Annotated in this window: 18 protein-coding genes; 14 read left to right on the top strand and 4 right to left on the bottom strand. The window is 40.2% G+C overall.

The annotated features are described in order from the left end of the window. Positions 1-55: 55 nt before the first annotated feature. From HCN_RS02760 to secA, 3 genes are all read right to left on the bottom strand, one after another. A complete protein-coding gene (locus HCN_RS02760) occupies positions 56-301 on the bottom strand; it encodes an RNA recognition motif domain-containing protein (RefSeq protein WP_014666481.1) in 246 nt (81 codons plus the stop codon). 94 nt (positions 302-395) lie between these two features. Continuing rightward, positions 396-1,736, bottom strand: a complete 1,341-nt coding sequence (locus HCN_RS12560; RefSeq protein ID WP_014667526.1) for an ABC transporter permease — start codon at positions 1,734-1,736, stop codon at positions 396-398. Continuing rightward, positions 1,736-4,291, bottom strand: coding sequence for a preprotein translocase subunit SecA (gene secA, locus HCN_RS02770; protein ID WP_002956232.1), 2,556 nt, complete (start codon positions 4,289-4,291; stop codon positions 1,736-1,738). The genes HCN_RS12560 and secA overlap by 1 nt, the downstream gene beginning before the upstream one ends. Before the next feature lie 191 nt (positions 4,292-4,482). On the opposite strand from secA, the gene lolA reads away from it, so the two are divergent. From lolA to HCN_RS02785, 3 genes are read left to right on the top strand one after another with little or no spacing between them, the layout of a single operon-like run. Continuing rightward, entirely contained in the window at positions 4,483-5,019 is a 537-nt protein-coding gene (gene lolA, locus HCN_RS02775; protein WP_014666482.1) for a LolA-like outer membrane lipoprotein chaperone, read from the top strand. Between the two features lie 15 nt (positions 5,020-5,034). Beyond that, a complete protein-coding gene (locus HCN_RS02780; RefSeq protein WP_014666483.1) occupies positions 5,035-6,672 on the top strand; it encodes an anthranilate synthase component I family protein in 1,638 nt (545 codons plus the stop codon). Beyond that, entirely contained in the window at positions 6,669-8,273 is a 1,605-nt protein-coding gene (locus tag HCN_RS02785; protein ID WP_014667527.1) for a bifunctional anthranilate synthase component II/anthranilate phosphoribosyltransferase, read from the top strand. Before HCN_RS02780 ends, HCN_RS02785 begins: the two co-directional genes overlap by 4 nt. A 29-nt stretch (positions 8,274-8,302) precedes the next feature. On the opposite strand, the gene HCN_RS02790 is transcribed toward HCN_RS02785, so the two are convergent. Continuing rightward, positions 8,303-8,995, bottom strand: a complete 693-nt coding sequence (locus HCN_RS02790) for a M48 family metallopeptidase (protein WP_002956236.1) — start codon at positions 8,993-8,995, stop codon at positions 8,303-8,305. Between the two features lie 56 nt (positions 8,996-9,051). On the opposite strand from HCN_RS02790, the gene rplI reads away from it, so the two are divergent. The 11 genes from rplI to rplB all read left to right on the top strand — a co-directional run bounded on the left by rplI (position 9,052) and on the right by rplB (position 19,882). Continuing rightward, positions 9,052-9,501, top strand: coding sequence for a 50S ribosomal protein L9 (rplI, locus tag HCN_RS02795; RefSeq protein ID WP_014666485.1), 450 nt, complete (start codon positions 9,052-9,054; stop codon positions 9,499-9,501). Between the two features lie 2 nt (positions 9,502-9,503). Then, positions 9,504-10,046 carry an ATP-dependent protease subunit HslV gene (gene hslV, locus HCN_RS02800; protein ID WP_014666486.1) on the top strand — a complete coding sequence of 181 codons (543 nt, stop codon included), beginning with the start codon at positions 9,504-9,506 and terminating at the stop codon, positions 10,044-10,046. 10 nt (positions 10,047-10,056) lie between these two features. Next, complete coding sequence (gene hslU, locus HCN_RS02805; protein ID WP_002956239.1) at positions 10,057-11,385, top strand: HslU--HslV peptidase ATPase subunit; 1,329 nt, start codon at positions 10,057-10,059, stop codon at positions 11,383-11,385. Positions 11,386-11,426: 41 nt separating this feature from the next. After that, entirely contained in the window at positions 11,427-12,383 is a 957-nt protein-coding gene (gene era, locus HCN_RS02810; RefSeq protein ID WP_014666487.1) for a GTPase Era, read from the top strand. A gap of 17 nt (positions 12,384-12,400) precedes the next feature. After that, positions 12,401-13,408: a L,D-transpeptidase Cds6 family protein gene (locus tag HCN_RS02815; RefSeq protein WP_014666488.1), complete on the top strand. Its 1,008-nt coding sequence runs from the start codon at positions 12,401-12,403 to the stop codon at positions 13,406-13,408. A gap of 86 nt (positions 13,409-13,494) precedes the next feature. Next, positions 13,495-16,983 carry an acyl-[ACP]--phospholipid O-acyltransferase gene (locus tag HCN_RS02820; RefSeq protein ID WP_014667528.1) on the top strand — a complete coding sequence of 1,163 codons (3,489 nt, stop codon included), beginning with the start codon at positions 13,495-13,497 and terminating at the stop codon, positions 16,981-16,983. A gap of 230 nt (positions 16,984-17,213) precedes the next feature. Then, the gene (rpsJ, locus tag HCN_RS02825) at positions 17,214-17,525 is read left to right on the top strand and encodes a 30S ribosomal protein S10 (RefSeq protein ID WP_002956243.1); all 312 of its coding nucleotides are present in this window, start codon (positions 17,214-17,216) and stop codon (positions 17,523-17,525) included. A gap of 23 nt (positions 17,526-17,548) precedes the next feature. Next, positions 17,549-18,127, top strand: coding sequence for a 50S ribosomal protein L3 (gene rplC / locus HCN_RS02830; protein WP_014666489.1), 579 nt, complete (start codon positions 17,549-17,551; stop codon positions 18,125-18,127). An 11-nt stretch (positions 18,128-18,138) separates the two neighbouring features. Then, a complete protein-coding gene (rplD, locus tag HCN_RS02835; protein WP_014666490.1) occupies positions 18,139-18,762 on the top strand; it encodes a 50S ribosomal protein L4 in 624 nt (207 codons plus the stop codon). Continuing rightward, positions 18,763-19,044 (top strand): 50S ribosomal protein L23, encoded by a 282-nt coding sequence (locus HCN_RS02840; protein ID WP_014666491.1) that lies wholly within the window; start codon positions 18,763-18,765, stop codon positions 19,042-19,044. A gap of 10 nt (positions 19,045-19,054) precedes the next feature. Further along, positions 19,055-19,882, top strand: a complete 828-nt coding sequence (rplB, locus tag HCN_RS02845) for a 50S ribosomal protein L2 (RefSeq protein WP_002956247.1) — start codon at positions 19,055-19,057, stop codon at positions 19,880-19,882. Positions 19,883-19,892: the final 10 nt, after the last annotated feature.

A 19,892-nucleotide genomic window follows, 5' to 3' on the forward strand; every position in this document is an offset into this window, starting at 1 on the left:
AATCTGCTAAGACTTGTTTATTGATCTAAGATGTGGCATTGCTTTTTTTGTTTTATTACTCGCGGGGTCGTGCTTCATTCACTCGCAAATTGCGTCCGCGAAAATCCTTTTCATTGAGTGCTTCAATAGCCTTTAACGCGGCATTATCTTCCATTTCAACAAATCCAAAACCTTTTGGTCTGCCACTTTCCCTGTCATTAATAAGTTTTACAGAAAAAACCTCGCCAAATTGAGAAAATAGCTCTCTTAACTCATCTTGCGTAACCGCATAGACCAAATTTCCTACATAAAGTGTTTTCAAAGGAACTCCTAAATAAAGTAATATCCGCATTTATCGGGCGTTTGGTATGCTAAGATTTATTTACTTACAAGTCTCTTAAAAAAGGAGTTTTATACTACTCGTTGCGTAAAACTTGCAAGGTATCTACCATTGCTGCTTTTTTTGCAGGATAATACGATGACAGACAAACAATAAGCACCGCTCCAAGAATGGTGAGTGAAAAATCTAGTAGCGATAAATCAAGCGGAAGTTTTGAGCTGCCATACACATCAGCGGGTAAGGAAATAATAGGAAAAGTATCTAGCACATACAATGCTACGCCCGTTAGCACAATGCCTAGCACAATCCCACTTAAGCCAATAGTATTGCCAACCCAGAAAAACACCCCTTTAATCTCCTGCCTACTTGCACCAAGTGAGAGAAGCAGGGCAATCTCTTTTCTACGATTCATCACAACCATAAGCAAAGAGCTAATAATATTCAAACTAGCCATTACGATAATAAGCATAAGCACAATAAAAAGTGCGCGTTTTTCAAGCTCCATAGCAGAAAAAAAATTGCCATTTTGCTGCCACCAGCCCTCAATCCCAGCCCTTTGTGGAAACTCTATCTCTAAAAAGTTGCGGATAGGCGTAATATCCTCCATAGGTTTTGGCGTGTGGATATGGATACCATCATAAATGCCCGGGGGCAGTCGGCGGATTTTCTGCAAAGCACTTAGATTTGTATAAGTATAGGCTTCATCATACGCCCTAAGTCCAGATTCAAAAAATCCAGCAATGTTAAACCGCTTTGTAATAGGCGTGTAGCCAAAGCCAGAAGGCTCAAGCTGTGTGAAAAATAAATCAAGCTTATCATTAACTTCTAAGCCAAAATTTTCTTCAAAGCCCTTGCCAATAAGGATTGAAAACTCTTTTTGACTAAAAGCAAGGATATTTTGCTCCCTTATATGTTGCGGTGTGTTTTTAAGCGTTTGGCTAGAATCTTGCGTGTTATTTGTTTTTTGAGAAACATTGAAGCTTTGAGATTCTGCAGAATCTTGCAAAATCTCTTGTGATTCTAGAGCCTTTCTTACCACTTCATTGATTTGAGATTCTGCATTCATATCTACGCCAAAGACCATTGCCGCATTCATTGTGTTGCCCACCTTGCCAACAGCTTGATAACGCAAATATGGGCTAAAGAGAAATTGCGGAAACTGCTTCTTTAAAGCTTGCAAAATCTCATCATCAACACCCGCATAAGTCGTAGAATACACGCTCAAAGGGTAGTTCATCACAAAAAGTTTGCGTTCAAATTCCTTTGTCATACCATTCATTATAGCCATCGCCACGCACAGCACCATTACACCAATGCCAACGCCAAAAAACGCTAAAAGTGCCGTGATAGAGATAAAAGGCTGTGTCTTATCAAAGCGTAAATATCGTGGCAGTAAATAGAGAATCAAAGCTTTCATTAAGCAAGTAGCCCTTTTTTTGGTCCGCTCTTGCCGTGGCAGAGTTTGTATTTTTTGCCACTACCACAAGGGCAAGGGTCGTTACGAGAGATTTTTGCTTTTTGGGGCTTTGAACTTGAATCTTGTGCTTCAAAAGTTTGTAAATCTTCATTGAGTTCTTCTTGCATATCTTGGAGCATTTTATCAGCCACCTCCTCTTCTTGCTCTCGTAGCTGAATAATATGGAGCATTCTCGTGGTTTCAGTTTTGAGATTTTCTATAAATTCCAAAAAGAGATTGTAGCTTTCCTTTTTGTATTCCACGAGCGGATCTTTTTGATTATAGCCTCTTAAACCGATACCGGTTTTGAGATTATCCATTGTGTAGAGATGCTCTCGCCACGAGCTATCAAGCACTTGTAAGTAGATGATGCGTTCAATTTGGGAGCGTTGGGAAGATTCTAGTTTTGACATTTTTTCTTCATAGCTTTGGCTCATTTGGGTGATAAGCTTTTCTAAAAGCTCATCATAGCTAAGATTTTCACAAGATTCTAGTTTGAATCCTAGCTCTTCACTAAGTTGAGCTTGAAGGGAAGATAAATCAAAATTAGAGGCATCATCACCGGGCAATATCTGTGCTTTATACAGCAAGGATTGTGCGGTGATTTCGCGGTTTGTTTTGATACGCTCTTCAAGGGAAAAATCTTCACTTAGTAGCTCATTTCTTAGCTTATACACCGCCTTTCTTTGCTCATTTGCCACATCATCATATTCAAGCAAATGCTTTCTAGATTCAAAATGGAGATTTTCCACCTTTTTTTGCGCACTCTCCACCGAGCGTGTAACAAGTCCAGATTCTATATGTTCGCCTTCTTTCAAGCCTAGCCGCTCCATAATGCCTTTAATCTTATCGCTCCCAAAGATTCTAAGCAGCGAATCTTCTAGGCTTAAATAAAATTGGCTCACTCCCGGATCGCCCTGTCTTCCAGCCCTACCGCGTAGCTGATTGTCAATGCGGCGGCTCTCGTGTCTTTCCGTGCCGATGATATATAGTCCTCCAAGCTCTCTAATTTCATCAGTGATTTTTATATCAACCCCGCGTCCTGCCATATTTGTAGCAATGGTTACGGCTCCTTTAACACCCGCATCTTTAATGATTTCGGCTTCCTTGCTGTGTTGTTTAGCATTAAGGATTGTGTGCGGGATTCTGCATTTTTTAAGTAGCTCGTGGAGAATTTCACTCTTTTCAATACTTGCTGTCCCTACAAGCACGGGCTGCCCTTTCTTATGTAGCTCTGTAATCTTGTTGATGACAGCATTAAATTTCTCCCTTTCACTTTTATAAATTAAGTCATTTAAATCCTTGCGTTGCACAGGGACATTTGTAGGGATACTCACCACTTCAAGATTATAGATTTGTAAAAATTCAGTGGCTTCGGTTTGTGCTGTCCCTGTCATACCCGAGAGTCTTTCATACAAGCGGAAGTAGTTTTGGAATGTAATATCAGCCAAAGTTTGGCTTTCTTCTTTAATATCCACTTTTTCCTTTGCTTCAATGGCTTGGTGTAGCCCTTCACTAAAGCGTCTGCCCTCACTTAGCCTACCGGTAAATTCATCAACAATCACCACTTCATTATCCTGTACCACATAGTCTTTGTCTTTAATAAAAAGATAGTTTGCTTTCAAAGCTTGGTCTAGGTGGTGAGATAAAGTAGCGTTTTCTATGCTGTAAAGATTATCTACCTTAAACAAAGATTCAGCATTTTTAATCCCCTCTTCTGTGAGTAAAATTACGCGATTTTTCTCATCTATGGTAAAGTCTATTTCATTTTTAAGCTTTTGGGCTACGCTATTAGCGATTTGATAATGCTCTAGTGTGCGATTAACCGGACCGGATATGATGAGAGGCGTTCTAGCTTCATCAATAAGGATAGAATCTACTTCATCAATAATGGCAAAATAATGCTCCCTTTGGACTTTTTGGCTTAAATCGTATTTCATATTATCCCGCAAATAATCAAAGCCAAATTCATTATTTGTGCCATAGACAATATCCGCCCTGTAAGCTTCAAGCCGTGCATTATCATCACGCAAATCATTAGTGATAATCCCCACACTAAAGCCTAAGAAGTTATACAATGGCTCTAGCTCCTTTGCATCGCGGTTAGCAAGATAGTCATTCACAGTTACTATGTGAACGCCTCGCCCACAAAGTGCGTTTAAACACACCGCAAGTGTAGCTACAAGCGTTTTACCTTCTCCTGTTTTCATTTCCGCTATGCGTCCATCATTGAGCGTCATACCGCCTATAAGCTGCACATCAAAATGTCGCATACCAAGTGTGCGTTTGCTTGCTTCACGCGTGATGGCAAAGCTTTTGTGCAACACATCTTGCAGTGAAGCTTCGCCATTTTGCACAAGTATCTTTAGCTCATTAAAAGCATTTTGCAACTCCGTATCACTAAGTGAGGCATAGCTAGATTCTAAGGCATTTATTTTTTGCACTTCTTTGGTGTAGAGCTTGATGAGTTTATTATTGCGTGAGCCAAGTATTTTTGAAACAAGAGATTTTAGCATTGAAAAGCCTTTGATATAAAATGATGTGAAAAAGTGAAAAAGTTTGGGTTTAAATTTAGCAAACCATTTGAGCAAACTTGAAAATTAGGCGGTATTCTAGCACATTTTTAACGCAATTTGTAACATACTTTGGGTAAAATCCCGGCTTTAAAACAAAAGATTACAAGGCAAATAAGATAAAAGGAGCAAAAATGAAAATTTTTAGAATCTGTGTGTTGGTGTTGCTAAGTTTGAACCTTAGCTTTGCGTTGGGGGAAAATCTCCAAAGTATTGAGGCGGATTTTGAGCAGTTTATTGTCAGTGAAGAAGGGATTCCAGCCCATTATGAGGGTAAAATCTATGGAAAAGCCCCAAACAAAGTGAAATGGGACTATACAAATCCTTTAAAAAAAGAAATTTATATGAAAGACAATGCTGTGCTTATCTATGAGCCAAGCATTGAGCAGGTCAGTCGCTCACATTTGAAAGAAAAAACGGATTTTATCTCTATTATCAAATCTGCTAAAAAACAGCCTGATGGCACATATCACACAAAGATTGAAGGCACACAATATGTGCTTTTTGTGGATAAAAATGACACACCAGAGCAGATTGAGTTTGTGGATTCTATGGGATCAAAGACGATATTAAAGCTCACAAAGGTTAGGCTCAACCCAAAGATTCAAGATAAGATTTTTGAGTTTAGCATTCCCAATGGCGTTGAGGTTGTGGATATAAAAACGCGATAGCAAAGGGGTTTAAGAATGTTTGATTTTCGCACACAAAATAAGCCACAAATCGCACATAAAGAAGTGCTATGTGATAGCTTGAGTCCTTTATCTGTGCTTTTTGCACTCAAAGCAAAGGTGCTTTTAGAATCTGCATATAATGAAACGGGCAAGGATAGATACTCGCTTGTGATTTTAAATGAAGCTTTTAGGGTGTATAAGGAAGAGGGCATACATTATCTTGTAGTAAAAGGTGTAAAAACGCCCTTACATCAGGCATTACAAGGCTATCTCACAAGCGAGAATATCAAAAAATCTTTAGGGATAAGGGCGGATTTTGTGGGTTTGACAGAATCTAGAGAATCTAAAGGAGCAGATTCTAAGCAGGACTTTTTAGAGAATTTAGCCATTGTGAGAAGTCTTGCTCCAAAGCCGGAGCAAAGCCCACATTTACCCTTAGATTTGCCCCTGCCTCTTGGTGGGGCGGGATATATCGGCTATGAGTTTTTTGCCGAGATTGAAAATGTGAAGTTTAGTAATCCACCGCTGTATAATGCACCGGAATGTGGCTTTATCTTTGGAAGGGATTTTCTTATTTTTGATCATTTGTTTGATAGACTGCATATTGTGAGTGTAAGCTATGCGTATGAAAAAGAAGCCATTGATGTGGCAGGGCAGGTGGCTAGTATTGCTAAAAAGCTAGAATCTTTAAATGTAACTTCATCATCTCTAGAATCTACGCAAGATCCACAGGCTCAATGCTATAAGATACAAAACGCCACTTCCCAAAAAGAATATGAAACAATGGTAGAAAAGATTAAAGATTCAATCTATAAAGGCGACTTGCTGCAATGTGTGCCAAGCCAATCTATGCAGGTAAAATCCCCTATCCCGCCACTTCAAGCGTATAGAAATCTGCGTCATCAAAATCCTAGCCCCTATATGTTTTATTATGATTTTGATGATTTTGTAATTTTGGGGGCAAGTCCGGAGATTATGATTCGTCTAAAAACAAGTGATGAGATAAGCCATTTTATCCTGCGACCCATTGCTGGGACACGCCCAAGGGGCAAAAGTGTAGCGCAAGATTTGGAGCTTGAAAAAGAGCTTTTAAATGATGAAAAAGAAAATGCCGAGCATTTAATGCTCTTAGATTTAGCAAGAAATGACGCGGGAAAAGTGAGTGTGGGCGGAGGCGTGAGTGTGATAGCAAGGAATAAGATTGAGCGGTATTCTCGCGTTATGCATATTGTCTCATCAGTCCAAGGGGAGCTAGATTCTAAGCGTTTTGCAAAAAGAGATGCACTCAAGGCAGCATTTCCCGCTGGGACACTAAGCGGTGCGCCAAAGATTGCTGCCATAGAAATGATAGAATCCTTAGAATCTACGCGTAGGGGCGTGTATGGCGGAGCGATAGGCTATTTTACGCAAAATGAAGATATGGACTTTGCTATTGCTATTCGCAGTGCTGTGTATCAAAACGGCGTATATTATATGCGTTCTGGTGCTGGTGTGGTGCAAGATTCACATTCTAGGGCGGAATACCTTGAGACGCAAAATAAGATTCAATCCTTGTTAGATATGCTAAGGGGACAGAATGAAGTGGAGCAGAGTAAAGTCAAGCAAAATAATGGGGGGCGGAATAAAAAAGGATTAAAGGAGGAGGCAGAATGATTTTATTGATTGATAATTACGATTCTTTTACCTTTAATATTTATCAGGCTTTTTACCGCTTTGGCTTTCCTATTCAAGTCGCAAGAAGCGATAAGATAAGCATTCAAGAGATAAAAGATATAAATCCGCAATATATCATCATCGGTCCGGGTCCCAAAAGCCCAAAGGAAGCGGGAATATCCATTGAGATTGTTAAAGAGTTTCAAGGCATTATCCCCATTCTTGGAATCTGTCTAGGACATCAGGCGATTATGGCGGCTTTTGGTATGGAGATAGTAAATGCTAAACATATCATTCACGGCAAAGTTGAGCCTTTAAAGCACAATCAAAAAGGGCTTTTTCGCAATATCTCGCCAAATACGCCTATTGTGCGGTATCACTCGCTTGTGGGCAGAGTGCAGGATTTGCCCACAAGCTTGGAAGTGAGTGCGTGGAGTGAAGATGGCGAGATTATGGCGATTGCTCATAAGTCGTATCATCTTGTGGGTGTGCAGTTTCACCCAGAATCTATTGGCACAATTGATGGTGAAAAAATGCTGCTTAATTTCCTGCATTATAGAAATGAGATTATCCCCATAAAAGATTATCTAAAAAGCACATTGCAAGGGCAGAATCTTAGCTTTAAACAAGCCTATGATGTGATGGACGAGATTACAGAAGGGAATGTGAGTGATGCGCAAATAGGCAGTATTCTTACAAGCCTTGAGATAAAGGGGGTGAATGAAGAGGAGCTAGCGGGATTTGCTTCTGTGCTAAAGAAAAAGGCAATTTCCTTTGCTTTGCCTAAGAGTGATGAGGTGCGGCTTGATATGGTAGGCACGGGCGGCAGTCCCAATAAGACTTTTAATGTCTCTACAACAAGTGCCTTGCTCCTTGCTGCTGGTGAAGTAAAGATTATTAAACACGGCAATAAGGCTGTAACCTCGCAATCTGGCTCGGCTGATTTGCTTCAAGCCCTAGGGATTAATGTCAATATGGAGATTCACACCGCTCAAAATATCTATAACCAGCTAGGCATTACATTTTTATTCGCTCAAAAGTTTCACGCTGCTATGCGGTTTGCCGCTCCAGCAAGGGCAAGTCTAGGTTTTAAGACAGCTTTTAATCTTATCGGTCCCCTAGCAAATCCTGCGAGTGTTACCCATCAATGTATTGGCGTATTTGATAAGTCTTATACGGAGATTATGGCTAGGGCTTTGGCGATTTTAGGCATAAAAAGAGCCATTGTGGTGAGTGGCTTTGATAACTATGATGAGATTTCACTCTCCGCCCCTACACAAATTACAGAGCTAGATAATGGCAAGATTCACAGCTATGTGTTTAACCCCTCTGTTGTGGGGCTAGACTTTGTCCATTATAGTGCGTTAAAAGGTGGGAGTTGTGAAGAAAACAAACAAATAACGCTTGATATTTTTAATGCTACGCTACCTGTGAAGTCTTCCCCAAAAGCCCAGCTTGTCGCACTCAATACCGCAGTGGGATTGTATCTAGCAGGGAAGGCAGAGAGCATAAAAGAGGGCTATTTCCTAGCAGAAAAGATTATAGAAACTAAGCGTGTGCTTGAAGTGCTAGATGCGTTTGCAAAGCTATCAAAAGAGTAGTGTCAAATCAGTAGTGGCGTCAAAGAAACTTATATAGAGAGCCTTTGTAATAACGCGGGATAGAATCTCGCTTGTTTCCGCAAGGCTTTGCGATGAGCCTTGGCATTTGGGCAAAATCTCTCTACAAGATTCCAAAAACTTTGTGAGTGATTTTTATGCACGATATGGCTTAACTCGTGGATTATTACATAATCAATGAGTTTTTTATCCGCAAAAATGAGCATAAATGAGAATCGTAAGCGATTGTCAAAAGTGCAGCTCCCAAAGCGACTTAGGGCATTTGTGATTTTTATATCCTTATACACAAGCCCCATATTTGAAGCATAAAAGGCACATTGTTGCGTGATGTGGTCTAAAAGTAAAGTGCGTAAAATGGCTTTAAGGCGGTGGGGTTGTGGGGAGTTAGGCGTAGATTCTGTGGTAGATTCTGTCAAAATCTTTTCATACTCTAGCCACTCTCCAAAGACAAGTATTTCTCCTGTGTGAGATTGTAAAAAATTGTGAGAATCTTGCTTTTGTGTTTGGAGCTTGGCAAGGGTAGTGTGAATCCAGCTTTGATGAGTGTGAATAAAATCTAGAATCTGCTTTTGGCTAAAGGCTTTAGGCACACGGACATACAAAGACAAATCCGCCTTAATCACAATGCGTGGATACATAATCGCCTTAGATTCAATGTAAATGGACTTGGCGTTGGGATAGGAATTTTGCAGAGCTTTTAACATAATATTGCCACTTTTAGCTATAATCTTGCCTTTTATTATAACGCAATGGAGAAAATATGAAAGTTTTACTTTTAGAGAATGTGCAGGGGCTTGGCAAAAAGGGCGAGATTGTAGAAGTTAAAGATGGCTATGGGAAAAACTTCCTTATCGCTAAGGGCAAGGCAAAACACGCCACAAATGAAGTGATTAATAAATATAAGGCAGAGCAGAGAAAATTAGCCGAGCTTGAAGCCCTTAAAATTGCCGAACTCAAGCAATTAAAACAAACTTTAGAATCTTTACATCTTGTTTTAGAGAAAAAAGTTGGGGCAAATGACACGCTTTTTGGCTCTATTACAAAAGATGAGATAGCCCAAGCCTTACTCGCACATAAAATTGAAATTGATAAAAAGCATATTGAGATTGATAAGGCAATCAAGCATATTGGCGATTTTTCTGCTCTTGTAAAACTTGGACACAGCATAAATGCTACGCTTAAGCTCACTATCAAAGCACAAAAGGATTAATAATGTTTGAAGCGACAACCATACTTGGCTATAAGGGCGAATTTGAAGGGAAGAAATGTGCTATTATCGGTGGCGATGGGCAGGTAACCTTTGGGAATTGTGTATTGAAAAATAATGCCACAAAAATCCGCACACTTTATAATGGGCAGATTCTAAGTGGCTTTGCGGGAAGCACGGCTGATGCGTTTTCTTTATTTGATATGTTTGAGCGGATTTTGGAAGGACGCAAGGGCGATTTGGTGCGAAGTGTATTAGAGTTTAGCAAGGAATGGCGTAAGGATAAGTATTTGCGGAAGCTTGAAGCGATGATGATTGTTCTCAATACCGAGCATATTTATATTTTAAGTGGGACAGGCGATGTGGTAGAGCCAGAAGATGGCAGAATTGCTGCGATTGGCAGTGGGGGGAACTATGCTCTAAGTGCGGCTAGGGCGTTAGATAGATACGCACAGATTCCGCCAAAGGAGCTTGTGGAGAAGTCTTTGCATATCGCAGGGGAGCTATGTATCTACACAAATACAAATATTAGAATCTTAGAACTTTAATGGAGCAAAAATGAAAGAAAATATGACACCAAAGCAGATTGTAGAATATCTTGATGGCTATATTATAGGGCAGAGTGAAGCCAAAAAGGCTGTGGCGATTGCGTTAAGAAACCGCTATCGTAGAATGAAGCTTGATAAGGAAGTGCAAGATGAGATAACGCCTAAAAATATTTTGATGATTGGCTCAACAGGTGTGGGAAAAACGGAAATTGCACGGAGAATGGCAAAAATGATGGGATTACCCTTTGTCAAAGTAGAAGCGAGTAAATACACGGAAGTGGGCTTTGTAGGGCGAGATGTGGAATCTATGGTGCGAGATTTAGTCTTAGCGAGTGTGAATCTTGTAGAAAATGAGCATAGACAAAAAGCACAAGCGGAGATTAATGACTACATTATTGAAAAAATTACCAAAAAGCTTTTGCCACCATTGCCGCAAGGGGCGAGTGAATCTAAGCAAAATGAATATGACATAAGCTTTGCTAAAATGAAGCAAAAAGTGCTTAAAGGCGAAGTGGATGAGCTAAAAATTGAAATAGAGATAAGCAAAAAGGCACAAGTGGGCGATGATAATCTGCCGCCAGATATGATAAAAGTCCAAGAGTCCATTTTTAAGGTGCTAAATGTTACAAATGATAAGGTTAAAAAGGAAGTGAGTGTCAAAGAGGCAAAAGAAGCTTTGATGTATGAAGCCACAGAATCTGTGTTAGATTCAGAAGCTATACGAGCAGAGGGGCTAAAAAGGGCAGAATCTAATGGTGTAATTTTTATTGATGAGATTGATAAGGTCGCCGTGGGGAGCAAAGATAGCTCAAGGCAGGATCCTAGTAAAGAGGGCGTGCAAAGGGATTTGTTGCCTATTGTTGAAGGTAGTGTGGTCAATACAAAATATGGGCAGATAAAGACAGATTATATTTTGTTTATCGCCGCAGGGGCGTTTCACTTTAGCAAACCAAGTGATTTGATACCAGAATTGCAGGGGCGATTTCCCTTGCGTGTGGAGCTAGATTCACTCAACGAAGAGAGTTTGTATAAGATTCTAACCCAAACAAAAAGCTCACTTTTGCGGCAGTATCAGCTCTTACTTGATACAGAAAATATTAGGCTTGAATTTAGCGATGAGGCTATACGCGAGATAGCAAAGCTCTCTCATAGTGCCAATGAACGCACAGAAGATATTGGTGCAAGGCGGTTGCATACGACTATTGAACGAGTGCTAGAAGAGATTAGCTTTAATATTGATACCTATCAGGGCAAGGAAGTTACCATTACCGCGGAGATGGTGAAAGAGCGATTAGGAGATGTGGTAGAAAATGTGGATTTGGCACGATATATTCTCTAGGCGTTTCTATGGCTCTAAGCAGGGATTAACAAGGGGATTATATGTCTAAATCTTGTTTAGAATCTTATGAAAATATAGAATCTCAAGTGAGTTTAGAATCTGGTGTGAATCTGCCTACCCGCTCTGGGTTTGTGGCTACACTTGGCAGACCAAATGCTGGGAAATCAACGCTTTTAAATCATCTTCTAGGGGAAAATCTAGCCCTTGTTTCACATAAAGCAAACGCCACGCGTAAGCAACTCCAAATCATTGTGCCTTATGCCCCGCTTAACACACAAATAGTGTTTGTAGATACACCCGGGATTCATCATCAAGAAAAACTGCTTAATCAATATATGCTTTCACAGGCTTTGAAGGCTATGGGCGATTGTGATTTGGCACTCTATCTTGCACCGATTACCGATGATGTGAAGCATTATCAGCTTTTTTTAGAACTCTATCAGGGCAAACATATTTTACTTTTAAGTAAAAGTGATACTTGCAGCAATGAAGCGATACTCGCAAAAATGGCAGAATATCAAAAATTTGATAAGCATTTTTTAGCCCTTTTGCCTTTTAGTGTAAAAAAGGGTTTTGATAGGGATTTGCTTTTAAAGAGCATTGCGAGTTTTCTGCCACAATCGCCCTTTTATTATGATAATGAGTTGCTAACACCATCTTCAATTAAAGAAATTTATAAAGAAATGATACGGGAAAGTTTATTTGAGAATCTCAGTGATGAGATTCCTTATGAAGCAGATGTGATGTTAAAGCGATTTGAGGAGGGGGAAAAGCTAGATAGAATTTTTGCGGAAATTATTGTGGAGAAGCAAAGTCAAAAGGGCGTTGTGATAGGCAAGGGTGGTTCTAGTATTAAACGCATTAGCAAATGTGCGAGAGAAAAAATTTTAGCTTTAAGCCCAAAGTCTGTGTATCTCAAGCTTGATGTGAGCGTGTATAAAGGCTGGAGTAAGCAAAAAGACCTATTGAAAAAAATAGGGTATGATTTTACTTTATAAATAAAGGAGTGAAAAGTATGGGATTTGTGAAAAAAGTGCTTATATGTATGGCGATGTGTGTGGGGTGTGTATATGCCCTAGATCCACAGCTTGTAGCATTAGTCAATGAATATAAAAAAAATGGCATAGGCAGTATAGAATCTAAGCTTGAAGGGTATTTGACAAGCAAAGAATATTGGGCAGAGTATCTTAAAGGAAACGCGACAGAATATGGGTATTTTGAGGATTTGAAATTTTTATTTGTATCAAACAAATCTGCTCCATCACTGCATTTGTATCAATTTAAAGATTCTGTATTGCACGAGCTTGGCAGCTCTTCAGCTCTTGTGGCAAAAGGTAAGGGCAATAAGAAAAAAGAGGGTGATTTGACAACGCCCATTGGTTCGTATGATTTAAATGCACGATTAACCGGGCTTGATCAATACTATGGACCTTTGGCATTTTCTACAAGCTACCCAAATGTGTATGATCAATCACTCAAAAAAACAGGCGGCGGAATCTGGATTCACGGATTACCTTTAAATGGCAATAGGGAAGAGCTGAATACGCGGGGCTGTATTGCCATTGACAATGAGTTGTTGAAAAAGTATGATAGGCTCATTGATTGGAAAAAAACAATGCTTATCACTTATGAGGGGGAGTTAAAACCTGCTGATGTTGATGAACTCGCCCTTGTGCTTTCAAGCTTGTATCAGTGGAAAAATGCGTGGCAAAAAAGTGATTTGACAAGCTATCTTGCCTTTTATGATGAAAAGGACTTCTATCGCCCCGATGGTATGAGTTTTAAATCTTTTAGGGAGCATAAGAAAAATATTTTTGCTAAAAATGAAGATAAGGTGATTAGAATCTCACTTGTAAATGTCTCAATCTATCCAAATGAAGCCCATAGAAATATGTATCGCATTAGCTTTATGCAGGATTACAAAGCCACACTTAAAGGTAAGCCAAGCTTTAGCTCTGTGGGCAAGAAAGATATGTATGTTGTGGTGGAGAATGGTAAAATGAAGATTCTAAGTGAAAGGTAGAATCTGCCTATTCTGCGTTGTTTTTTGTTTAATTCAGGTAGAGTCTAACTGCAACGAAACTATATCATATTAAGGAGCGAAGGGTTATGAATAAACTATGGAAAATTGCTGGATTTACACCATTTGTTTTAGTGGCTTTCATTAATGCTTTTGTGGATTTGGGGCATAAAATCACTATCCAAAATACGCTGTATAAAGTCTATGATGGCAGTGAATTGACATTGCTTACAAGTATTATTAACGCCCTTATTTTACTGCCTTTTATTCTGCTTTTTACGCCTTCTGGATTCTTGGCTGATAAATTTCCTAAAAATATCGTTATGCGTGTGAGTGCGTGGTTTTCTGTGGGGATTGTGAGCTTTATTACGCTGTGTTATTTTATGGGCTGGTTTTGGCTTGCATTTATTGCTACATTGCTTATGGCGGTGCAATCAGCGATTTACTCTCCTGCGAAGTATGGTTTTATTAAAGATTTGGCAGGCAAAGATATGCTTGCTTGGGGAAATGGAGCTATGCAGGCAACGGCTATCGTGGCGATTTTGGCAGGTATGAGTGTGTTTTCACTCTTTTTTGAGACAATGTATAGTGCAAGTGGCTTGGGATTTTTAGCGACAAAAGGTGAGATTTTACAAAGCATTGCTCCACTTGGTTTTGTTCTTATGGCGTGTGCTGTGGCGGAGCTATATTTATGCTATCGTTTGCCTACAATGACACAAGGCAGCAGTGAAAGCTTTGATAAAGAAGCATATTTAAGCGGTAAATCGCTGAAGAGGAATCTTGCCCTTTTACAATCTCATCGCAATATTTGGCTTTCTGTCGTTGGCATAGCCGTATTTTGGTCAATCTCACAGCTTTTACTCGCCTCATTTCCAACCTATGTGAAAGCCGAGTTTAATGAACTCAATACTTTCAAGGTGCAAATGATTATAGGTTTTTCTGGGCTTGGGATTATTGTTGGCTCAATTATTGCGGGGCGATTTTCTAAGCAATATATTGAAACGGGTCTTATCCCCTTAGGAGCTTTGCTTGTGTGTCTAATGACACTTTTGCTTTTAAGTTTTTCTTCACTCACACCTTATGCGATTGTGTTTTTTCTTTTTGGTATGGGTGGGGCGTTGTTTGTGATACCGCTTAATGCACTCATTCAGTTTCACGCAAAAGAGGGGGAGCTAGGCAAGGTTTTAGCTGGGAATAACTTTATCCAAAATATTGGAATGCTAGGATTCTTAGCCATTGGCACAATCGCGTCATTAGCACAAATTGAAGTGAGCTATTTATTTTATCTTTGTATGGTTGTAGCCATTGGCGGAATGATTTATGTTGTGAGACTTCTGCCTTTTTCTTTGGTTAGAATGCTTGTTACTCTCGCTTTTTTTCAACGCTATCGCTTGAATGTTGAAGGCTTTGAGAATATACCCGAACAGGGCGGTGTGTTTTTGCTAGGTAATCATATTTCTTTTGTGGATTGGGCGATGGTGCAACTTGCCCTGCCTAGAAAAGTGTATTTTGTAATGGAGCGAAGCTATTATGATAGATGGTATATACGCATTTTCCTTGATCTTTTTGGGGTGATTCCTGTCTCAAATGCGGGGAGTAAAAGGGCATTAGAATCTATCGCACAAAAACTGCAAGAGGGGCATATGGTCTGCCTTTTCCCTGAAGGGTCAATTTCTCGGCACGGACATTTGAATGAGTTTAAAAGTGGCTTTGAGTTAGCAGCCAAACACCTAGAATCTCATCAAGCAGTGATTTTGCCCTTTTATATCCGCGGTTTGTGGGGGAGTGCGTTTTCGCGTAGCCACACAGGATTCCAAGAGAGACGCAAAAGCTTTGCTAAACGCAATATTACCATTGCCTTTGGAGAATCTTTAGATATTCACTCAAACGCCCAGCAGGTTAAGGCTAAGGTTTTTGAGCTTTCTTTTAGTGCGTGGAAGTCTCAATGTGAAACCCTGCCAACGCTTGGCAGGGCGTGGATAGATTCTGCAAAAAAATGGGGGAGTGAAGTGGCGATTGTAGATAGTATGAGTGGCTCTATGAGCTATACAAGAATGCTTGCCATTACGCTTATTCTCTCCAAGCTTTTTGCCAATCAAACTAAAGAACAGCAGAATGTAGGGATTATACTCCCTGCCTCACTTGCTAGCTCGTTATGTAATCTTTCACTCCTTATGGCGTCAAAAACTATTGTGAATCTTAACTTCACCGCGGGGCAAAAAGCCATTGATGCTGCTATTGCTTCAGCACAAATTAAGACTATTTATACTTCGCAAAAGTTTATGGATAAGCTTGAGGGTAAGGGGGTGGCTTTGAGCTTTCCACAAAATGTGAAAGTGCTGTATATGGAAGATTTAATCGGTATTGTTAAATCAAACAAGATTGATTTTGTTTGTAAGATGATTCAGGCAATTTTGCTTCCATCTTTTATATTGAAGTGGCTGTATGTAAAGGGTGTGAAAAATACCGATGTAGCGGCGATTTTATTTAGCAGTGGGAGTGAGGGGAAGCCAAAGGGTGTTATGCTTTCTCATCTTAATATCATGAGTAATATTTTGCAAATTTCTGATGTGATTCACGCAAGGAGTGAAGATTCTATGCTTTCATCTCTGCCACCTTTTCACGCCTTTGGGCTAACTGTTACAATGCTTATGCCTTTGCTTGAGGGAATGCTTTCAGTTACCCACGCAGACCCAACGGACGCGGTGGGTATTGCCAAAGCGGTAGCAAAGAACAAGGTAAGCGTAATGTGTGGGACATCTACATTTTTAGGGATTTATGCGAGAAATAGCAAGGTTGATAAGATGATGTTTGATTCCTTGCGACTTGTTGTGGCTGGGGCAGAGAAGCTTAAAAAAGATGTCAAAGAAGCCTTTGTGATGAAGTTTAATAAAGAGATTTATGAGGGCTATGGGGCGACAGAGACTACGCCCGTGGCGAGTGTGAATCTGCCTAGTGAGTTTGATGCGGATAATTGGGAGCTACATAAGGCAAGTAAAGATGGAAGTGTGGGTATGCCATTGCCCGGAAGTGCGATAAGAATTGTTGATCCAAATACTATGGAAGAGCTTCCTGTGGGGGAAGATGGTTTGATTCTCATCGGCGGACATCAAGTAATGGTGGGCTATCTCAATGATGAAGAGAAAACGCGTGAAGTGATTGTAGAGCTTGATGGGATTCGGTGGTATAAGAGCGGAGATAAGGGGCATTTGGATAGTAATGGCTTTATTCATATTGTGGATAGGTATTCGCGTTTTGCTAAGATTGGCGGGGAAATGGTGAGCCTTGGGGGGATTGAAGAGGAGATTGCTAAGATTATAAAGAAAGAAGAGATTGATGAGAGTGTGAAATATGTCGCTGTGGCACTTGAAGATAGCAAAAAGGGTGAGAGTGTAGTGCTGCTTGTGAGTGGGGAGCAAGAGCAATGTCAAAAATTAGAATCTGCGTTAAAAGATTCTGCCCTGCCTACACTCTTTAAGCCCTCAAAGATTTTGTATGTAGAGACAATTCCCGTGCTAGGCTCTGGTAAGGTCGATTTAAAGGGTGCTAAAGATTTGGCAGAAAAGCTTTTGGGGTGATTGTGGATAAATGGAATCTAAAATTTGTGGGATTTGAAGGTTGGCTTTGTGAAAAACTAAGCTTGAATGTATGTTTTAGATTCTAAAAATTATCCTTATAAAAAGGAAAATAAAAAATTGAAAAATGTCTAAAAATAGGCGAAGGGCTTGACTTTTTTTTTCAAAATTGATTATAATCACGAGCCAAAAACATCAAATTATTTGGTGAGTTCTTTAGATAAGGAAAGAATATGGAAAGAATACGACTTAGGCTCAAAGCTTATGATCATAGGGTTCTTGATAGATCAGTTGCATCTATCATAGAAGCAGTTAAGAGGACAGGTTCAGAGATAAGGGGTCCAGTGCCACTTCCTACCAAAAAGAAGCGATACACCGTTCTTCGTTCGCCACATATCAACAAAGATTCTCGTGAGCAGTTTGAAATTAGAGTGCATCATCGTATTATTGACATTATGTCGGCTACTCCTGATACCGTGGATAGTCTTATGAAGCTTGATTTGGCACCTGAAGTAGATGTTGAAGTTATGTCTATGAGTAAATAATACTAAGCATAAGGATTTTAAGAATGGAATTTATAGTTGAAAAAATCGGTATGAGCCGCACAATAGGCACAAAGAGCGAAGCGGTAACATTGCTTCGTGTGCTTGGTGCAAAGGTGTGTGAGGTATATGAAAATGGCAAGGGGCTTGTGGCATATTCACGAGGAAGGGCTATAAATAAGGCTGTTGCAGGGCAACAGAAGAAATATAGCCTAAGCAAAGAGTTCAATCGCTTTGCTACCTTGAAACTGAGCAATAAGGAAGTAGGTGAGCTTGACACAGGTGTCTTGGGTGAAGCAAAACACGTTCAAGTGAGATTCAAAACAAAAGGGCGTGGATTCAGCGGTGCGATGAAAAGATGGAATTTTCAAGGTGGTCCAGCCGCACACGGAAGCAGATTCCATAGACGCTTAGGCTCTATTGGTAATCGTGAGTGGCCCGGACGCGTTCAGCCGGGTAAAAAGATGGCTGGACATTATGGAAATGAGCTAGTGAGTGGAAAAAATGATGTAATGTCATTTGATAAAGAAAGTGCTATTTTGGTGCTAAAGGGTTCAGTGGCTGGATTCAATGGTGCATTTGGCAGAATACAAATTATAAAGTAAGGTAAGGCAGAATGAGTAAAGCAATTTTGTTAGACAACAAGCTTCAACGAAGCAGTGAGTTTGCATTGCCCGAGAGATACACGCAGATTAAAGAGCATAATCTTTATTTGTATGTGAAATCTTATCTTGCTTCGCTTAGGGCAAATAATGCTCGTGCGAAAAAACGCGGCGAAGTAAGTGGTGGTGGTAAAAAGCCTTGGAATCAAAAAGGCGGTGGTCGTGCTCGTGCGGGGAGTATCACTTCTCCAGTATTTGTTGGCGGTGGTGTATCTCACGGACCAAGCAATGATAGAAGTTATAATCTTAAGATTAATAAAAAGCAAAAGCGACTTGCCCTTGAGTGTGCGTTACACCAAAAAGCACAGGAAGGCAAACTTTTTGTGATAGATTCAGTAGCTATGCCAAGTGGAAAGACAAAAGATGCGTATGCAATGTTTAAGGCATTAAAGCAAAGAAGCACCTTGTTTGTAGCACAGATGAGCGATGAGCCAACTTTCTTAGCTTTTAGGAATTTGCAACAATGCTATTTGGCAGATGCAAATGAGCTGAATGCGTATTTGGTAGCGGCGTTCCGCTCGGTTGTGATTGAAAAAGCAGTGTTTGATGAAATCATTACGGATAACAAGGGGGAATAAATGGCAGACATTACAGATATTAAGTCAATCCTCTATACAGAAAAATCTCTTTCTCTTCAAGAAAGCGGTGTATTGGTGGTGCAAACAGCTGTCAATGTGAGTAAAAATCAGCTCAAAGAGATTTTTAAAGAATATTTTGGGATTACACCTGTAAGGATTAACTCTTTGCGACAGGAAGGTAAAGTCAAAAGATTTAGAGGCAAAATTGGTCAGTGTGCATCTTATAAGAAATTTTATGTAAAAGTTCCAGAGGGCGCAAAACTTGATGCGCTATCAGTGTAAGGAGTAGGATATGGCAGTAAAAACATATAAGCCCTATACCCCAAGCCGAAGGTTTATGAGCAATCTTAGCTCAAAGGACATTACCGGCAAGGCGAGTGTAAGAGGGTTGCTTATCAAGTTGCCTGTGAGTGCGGGAAGAAATAATAATGGTCGTATCACAAGTCGCCATAAAGAAGGTGGGGCAAAGAAGCTGTATAGAATCATTGATTTTAAACGTAACAAGTTTAATATTGAAGGTAGGGTCGCTGCGATTGAGTATGATCCATATAGAAATTGCCGTATTGCACTTATTCATTATGTTGATGGTGAGAAGCGATATATTATCCAACCAAGTGGTTTGAAAGTCGGCGATGTGGTGTTTGCAGCAGAATCTGGACTTGATATTAAAACAGGCTTTGCAATGAAGCTTAAAAGCATACCCATTGGGACAATCGTGCATAATATAGAAATGCACCCGGGTGCTGGTGGGCAGCTTGCAAGAAGTGCTGGAGCGAGTGCGCAGATTATGGGGCGTGAGGGAAAATACATTATCCTTAGAATGCCAAGTGGCGAGATGAGATATATCTTAGAAGAATGTATGGCGACTATCGGTGTTGTTGGCAATGAAGATTTTGCTAATATCTCTATTGGTAAGGCTGGACGCAATCGCCATCGTGGTATCCGCCCACAAACTCGCGGTAGTGCGATGAACCCTGTTGATCACCCACACGGCGGTGGTGAGGGCAAAACCGGCTCAAGCGGACATCCTGTTTCTCCTTGGGGAACTCCGGCTAAAGGCTTTAAAACTCGTAAGAAAAAAGCGAGTGATAGATTGATTATTTCAAGAAAGAAAAAATAAGGTAGGGAAG

The organism is Helicobacter cinaedi PAGU611, assembly GCF_000284635.1.
GTDB lineage: Bacteria > Campylobacterota > Campylobacteria > Campylobacterales > Helicobacteraceae > Helicobacter_C > Helicobacter_C cinaedi.

Bases quoted from the DNA above. Each gene is read 5' to 3' on its own strand.
- rplI (WP_014666485.1), top strand. From the start codon at position 9,052: ATGAAAGTTTTACTTTTAGAGAATGTGCAGGGGCTTGGCAAAAAGGGC.
- HCN_RS02790 (WP_002956236.1), bottom strand. From the start codon at position 8,995: ATGTTAAAAGCTCTGCAAAATTCCTATCCCAACGCCAAGTCCATTTAC.
- HCN_RS02780 (WP_014666483.1), top strand. From the start codon at position 5,035: ATGTTTGATTTTCGCACACAAAATAAGCCACAAATCGCACATAAAGAA.
- hslU (WP_002956239.1), top strand. From the start codon at position 10,057: ATGAAAGAAAATATGACACCAAAGCAGATTGTAGAATATCTTGATGGC.
- rplC (WP_014666489.1), top strand. From the start codon at position 17,549: ATGGAATTTATAGTTGAAAAAATCGGTATGAGCCGCACAATAGGCACA.
- rplB (WP_002956247.1), top strand. From the start codon at position 19,055: ATGGCAGTAAAAACATATAAGCCCTATACCCCAAGCCGAAGGTTTATG.
- HCN_RS02815 (WP_014666488.1), top strand. From the start codon at position 12,401: ATGGGATTTGTGAAAAAAGTGCTTATATGTATGGCGATGTGTGTGGGG.
- HCN_RS02840 (WP_014666491.1), top strand. From the start codon at position 18,763: ATGGCAGACATTACAGATATTAAGTCAATCCTCTATACAGAAAAATCT.
- lolA (WP_014666482.1), top strand. From the start codon at position 4,483: ATGAAAATTTTTAGAATCTGTGTGTTGGTGTTGCTAAGTTTGAACCTT.
- rplD (WP_014666490.1), top strand. From the start codon at position 18,139: ATGAGTAAAGCAATTTTGTTAGACAACAAGCTTCAACGAAGCAGTGAG.
- hslV (WP_014666486.1), top strand. From the start codon at position 9,504: ATGTTTGAAGCGACAACCATACTTGGCTATAAGGGCGAATTTGAAGGG.
- HCN_RS12560 (WP_014667526.1), bottom strand. From the start codon at position 1,736: ATGAAAGCTTTGATTCTCTATTTACTGCCACGATATTTACGCTTTGAT.
- rpsJ (WP_002956243.1), top strand. From the start codon at position 17,214: ATGGAAAGAATACGACTTAGGCTCAAAGCTTATGATCATAGGGTTCTT.
- secA (WP_002956232.1), bottom strand. From the start codon at position 4,291: ATGCTAAAATCTCTTGTTTCAAAAATACTTGGCTCACGCAATAATAAA.
- HCN_RS02820 (WP_014667528.1), top strand. From the start codon at position 13,495: ATGAATAAACTATGGAAAATTGCTGGATTTACACCATTTGTTTTAGTG.
- HCN_RS02785 (WP_014667527.1), top strand. From the start codon at position 6,669: ATGATTTTATTGATTGATAATTACGATTCTTTTACCTTTAATATTTAT.
- era (WP_014666487.1), top strand. From the start codon at position 11,427: ATGTCTAAATCTTGTTTAGAATCTTATGAAAATATAGAATCTCAAGTG.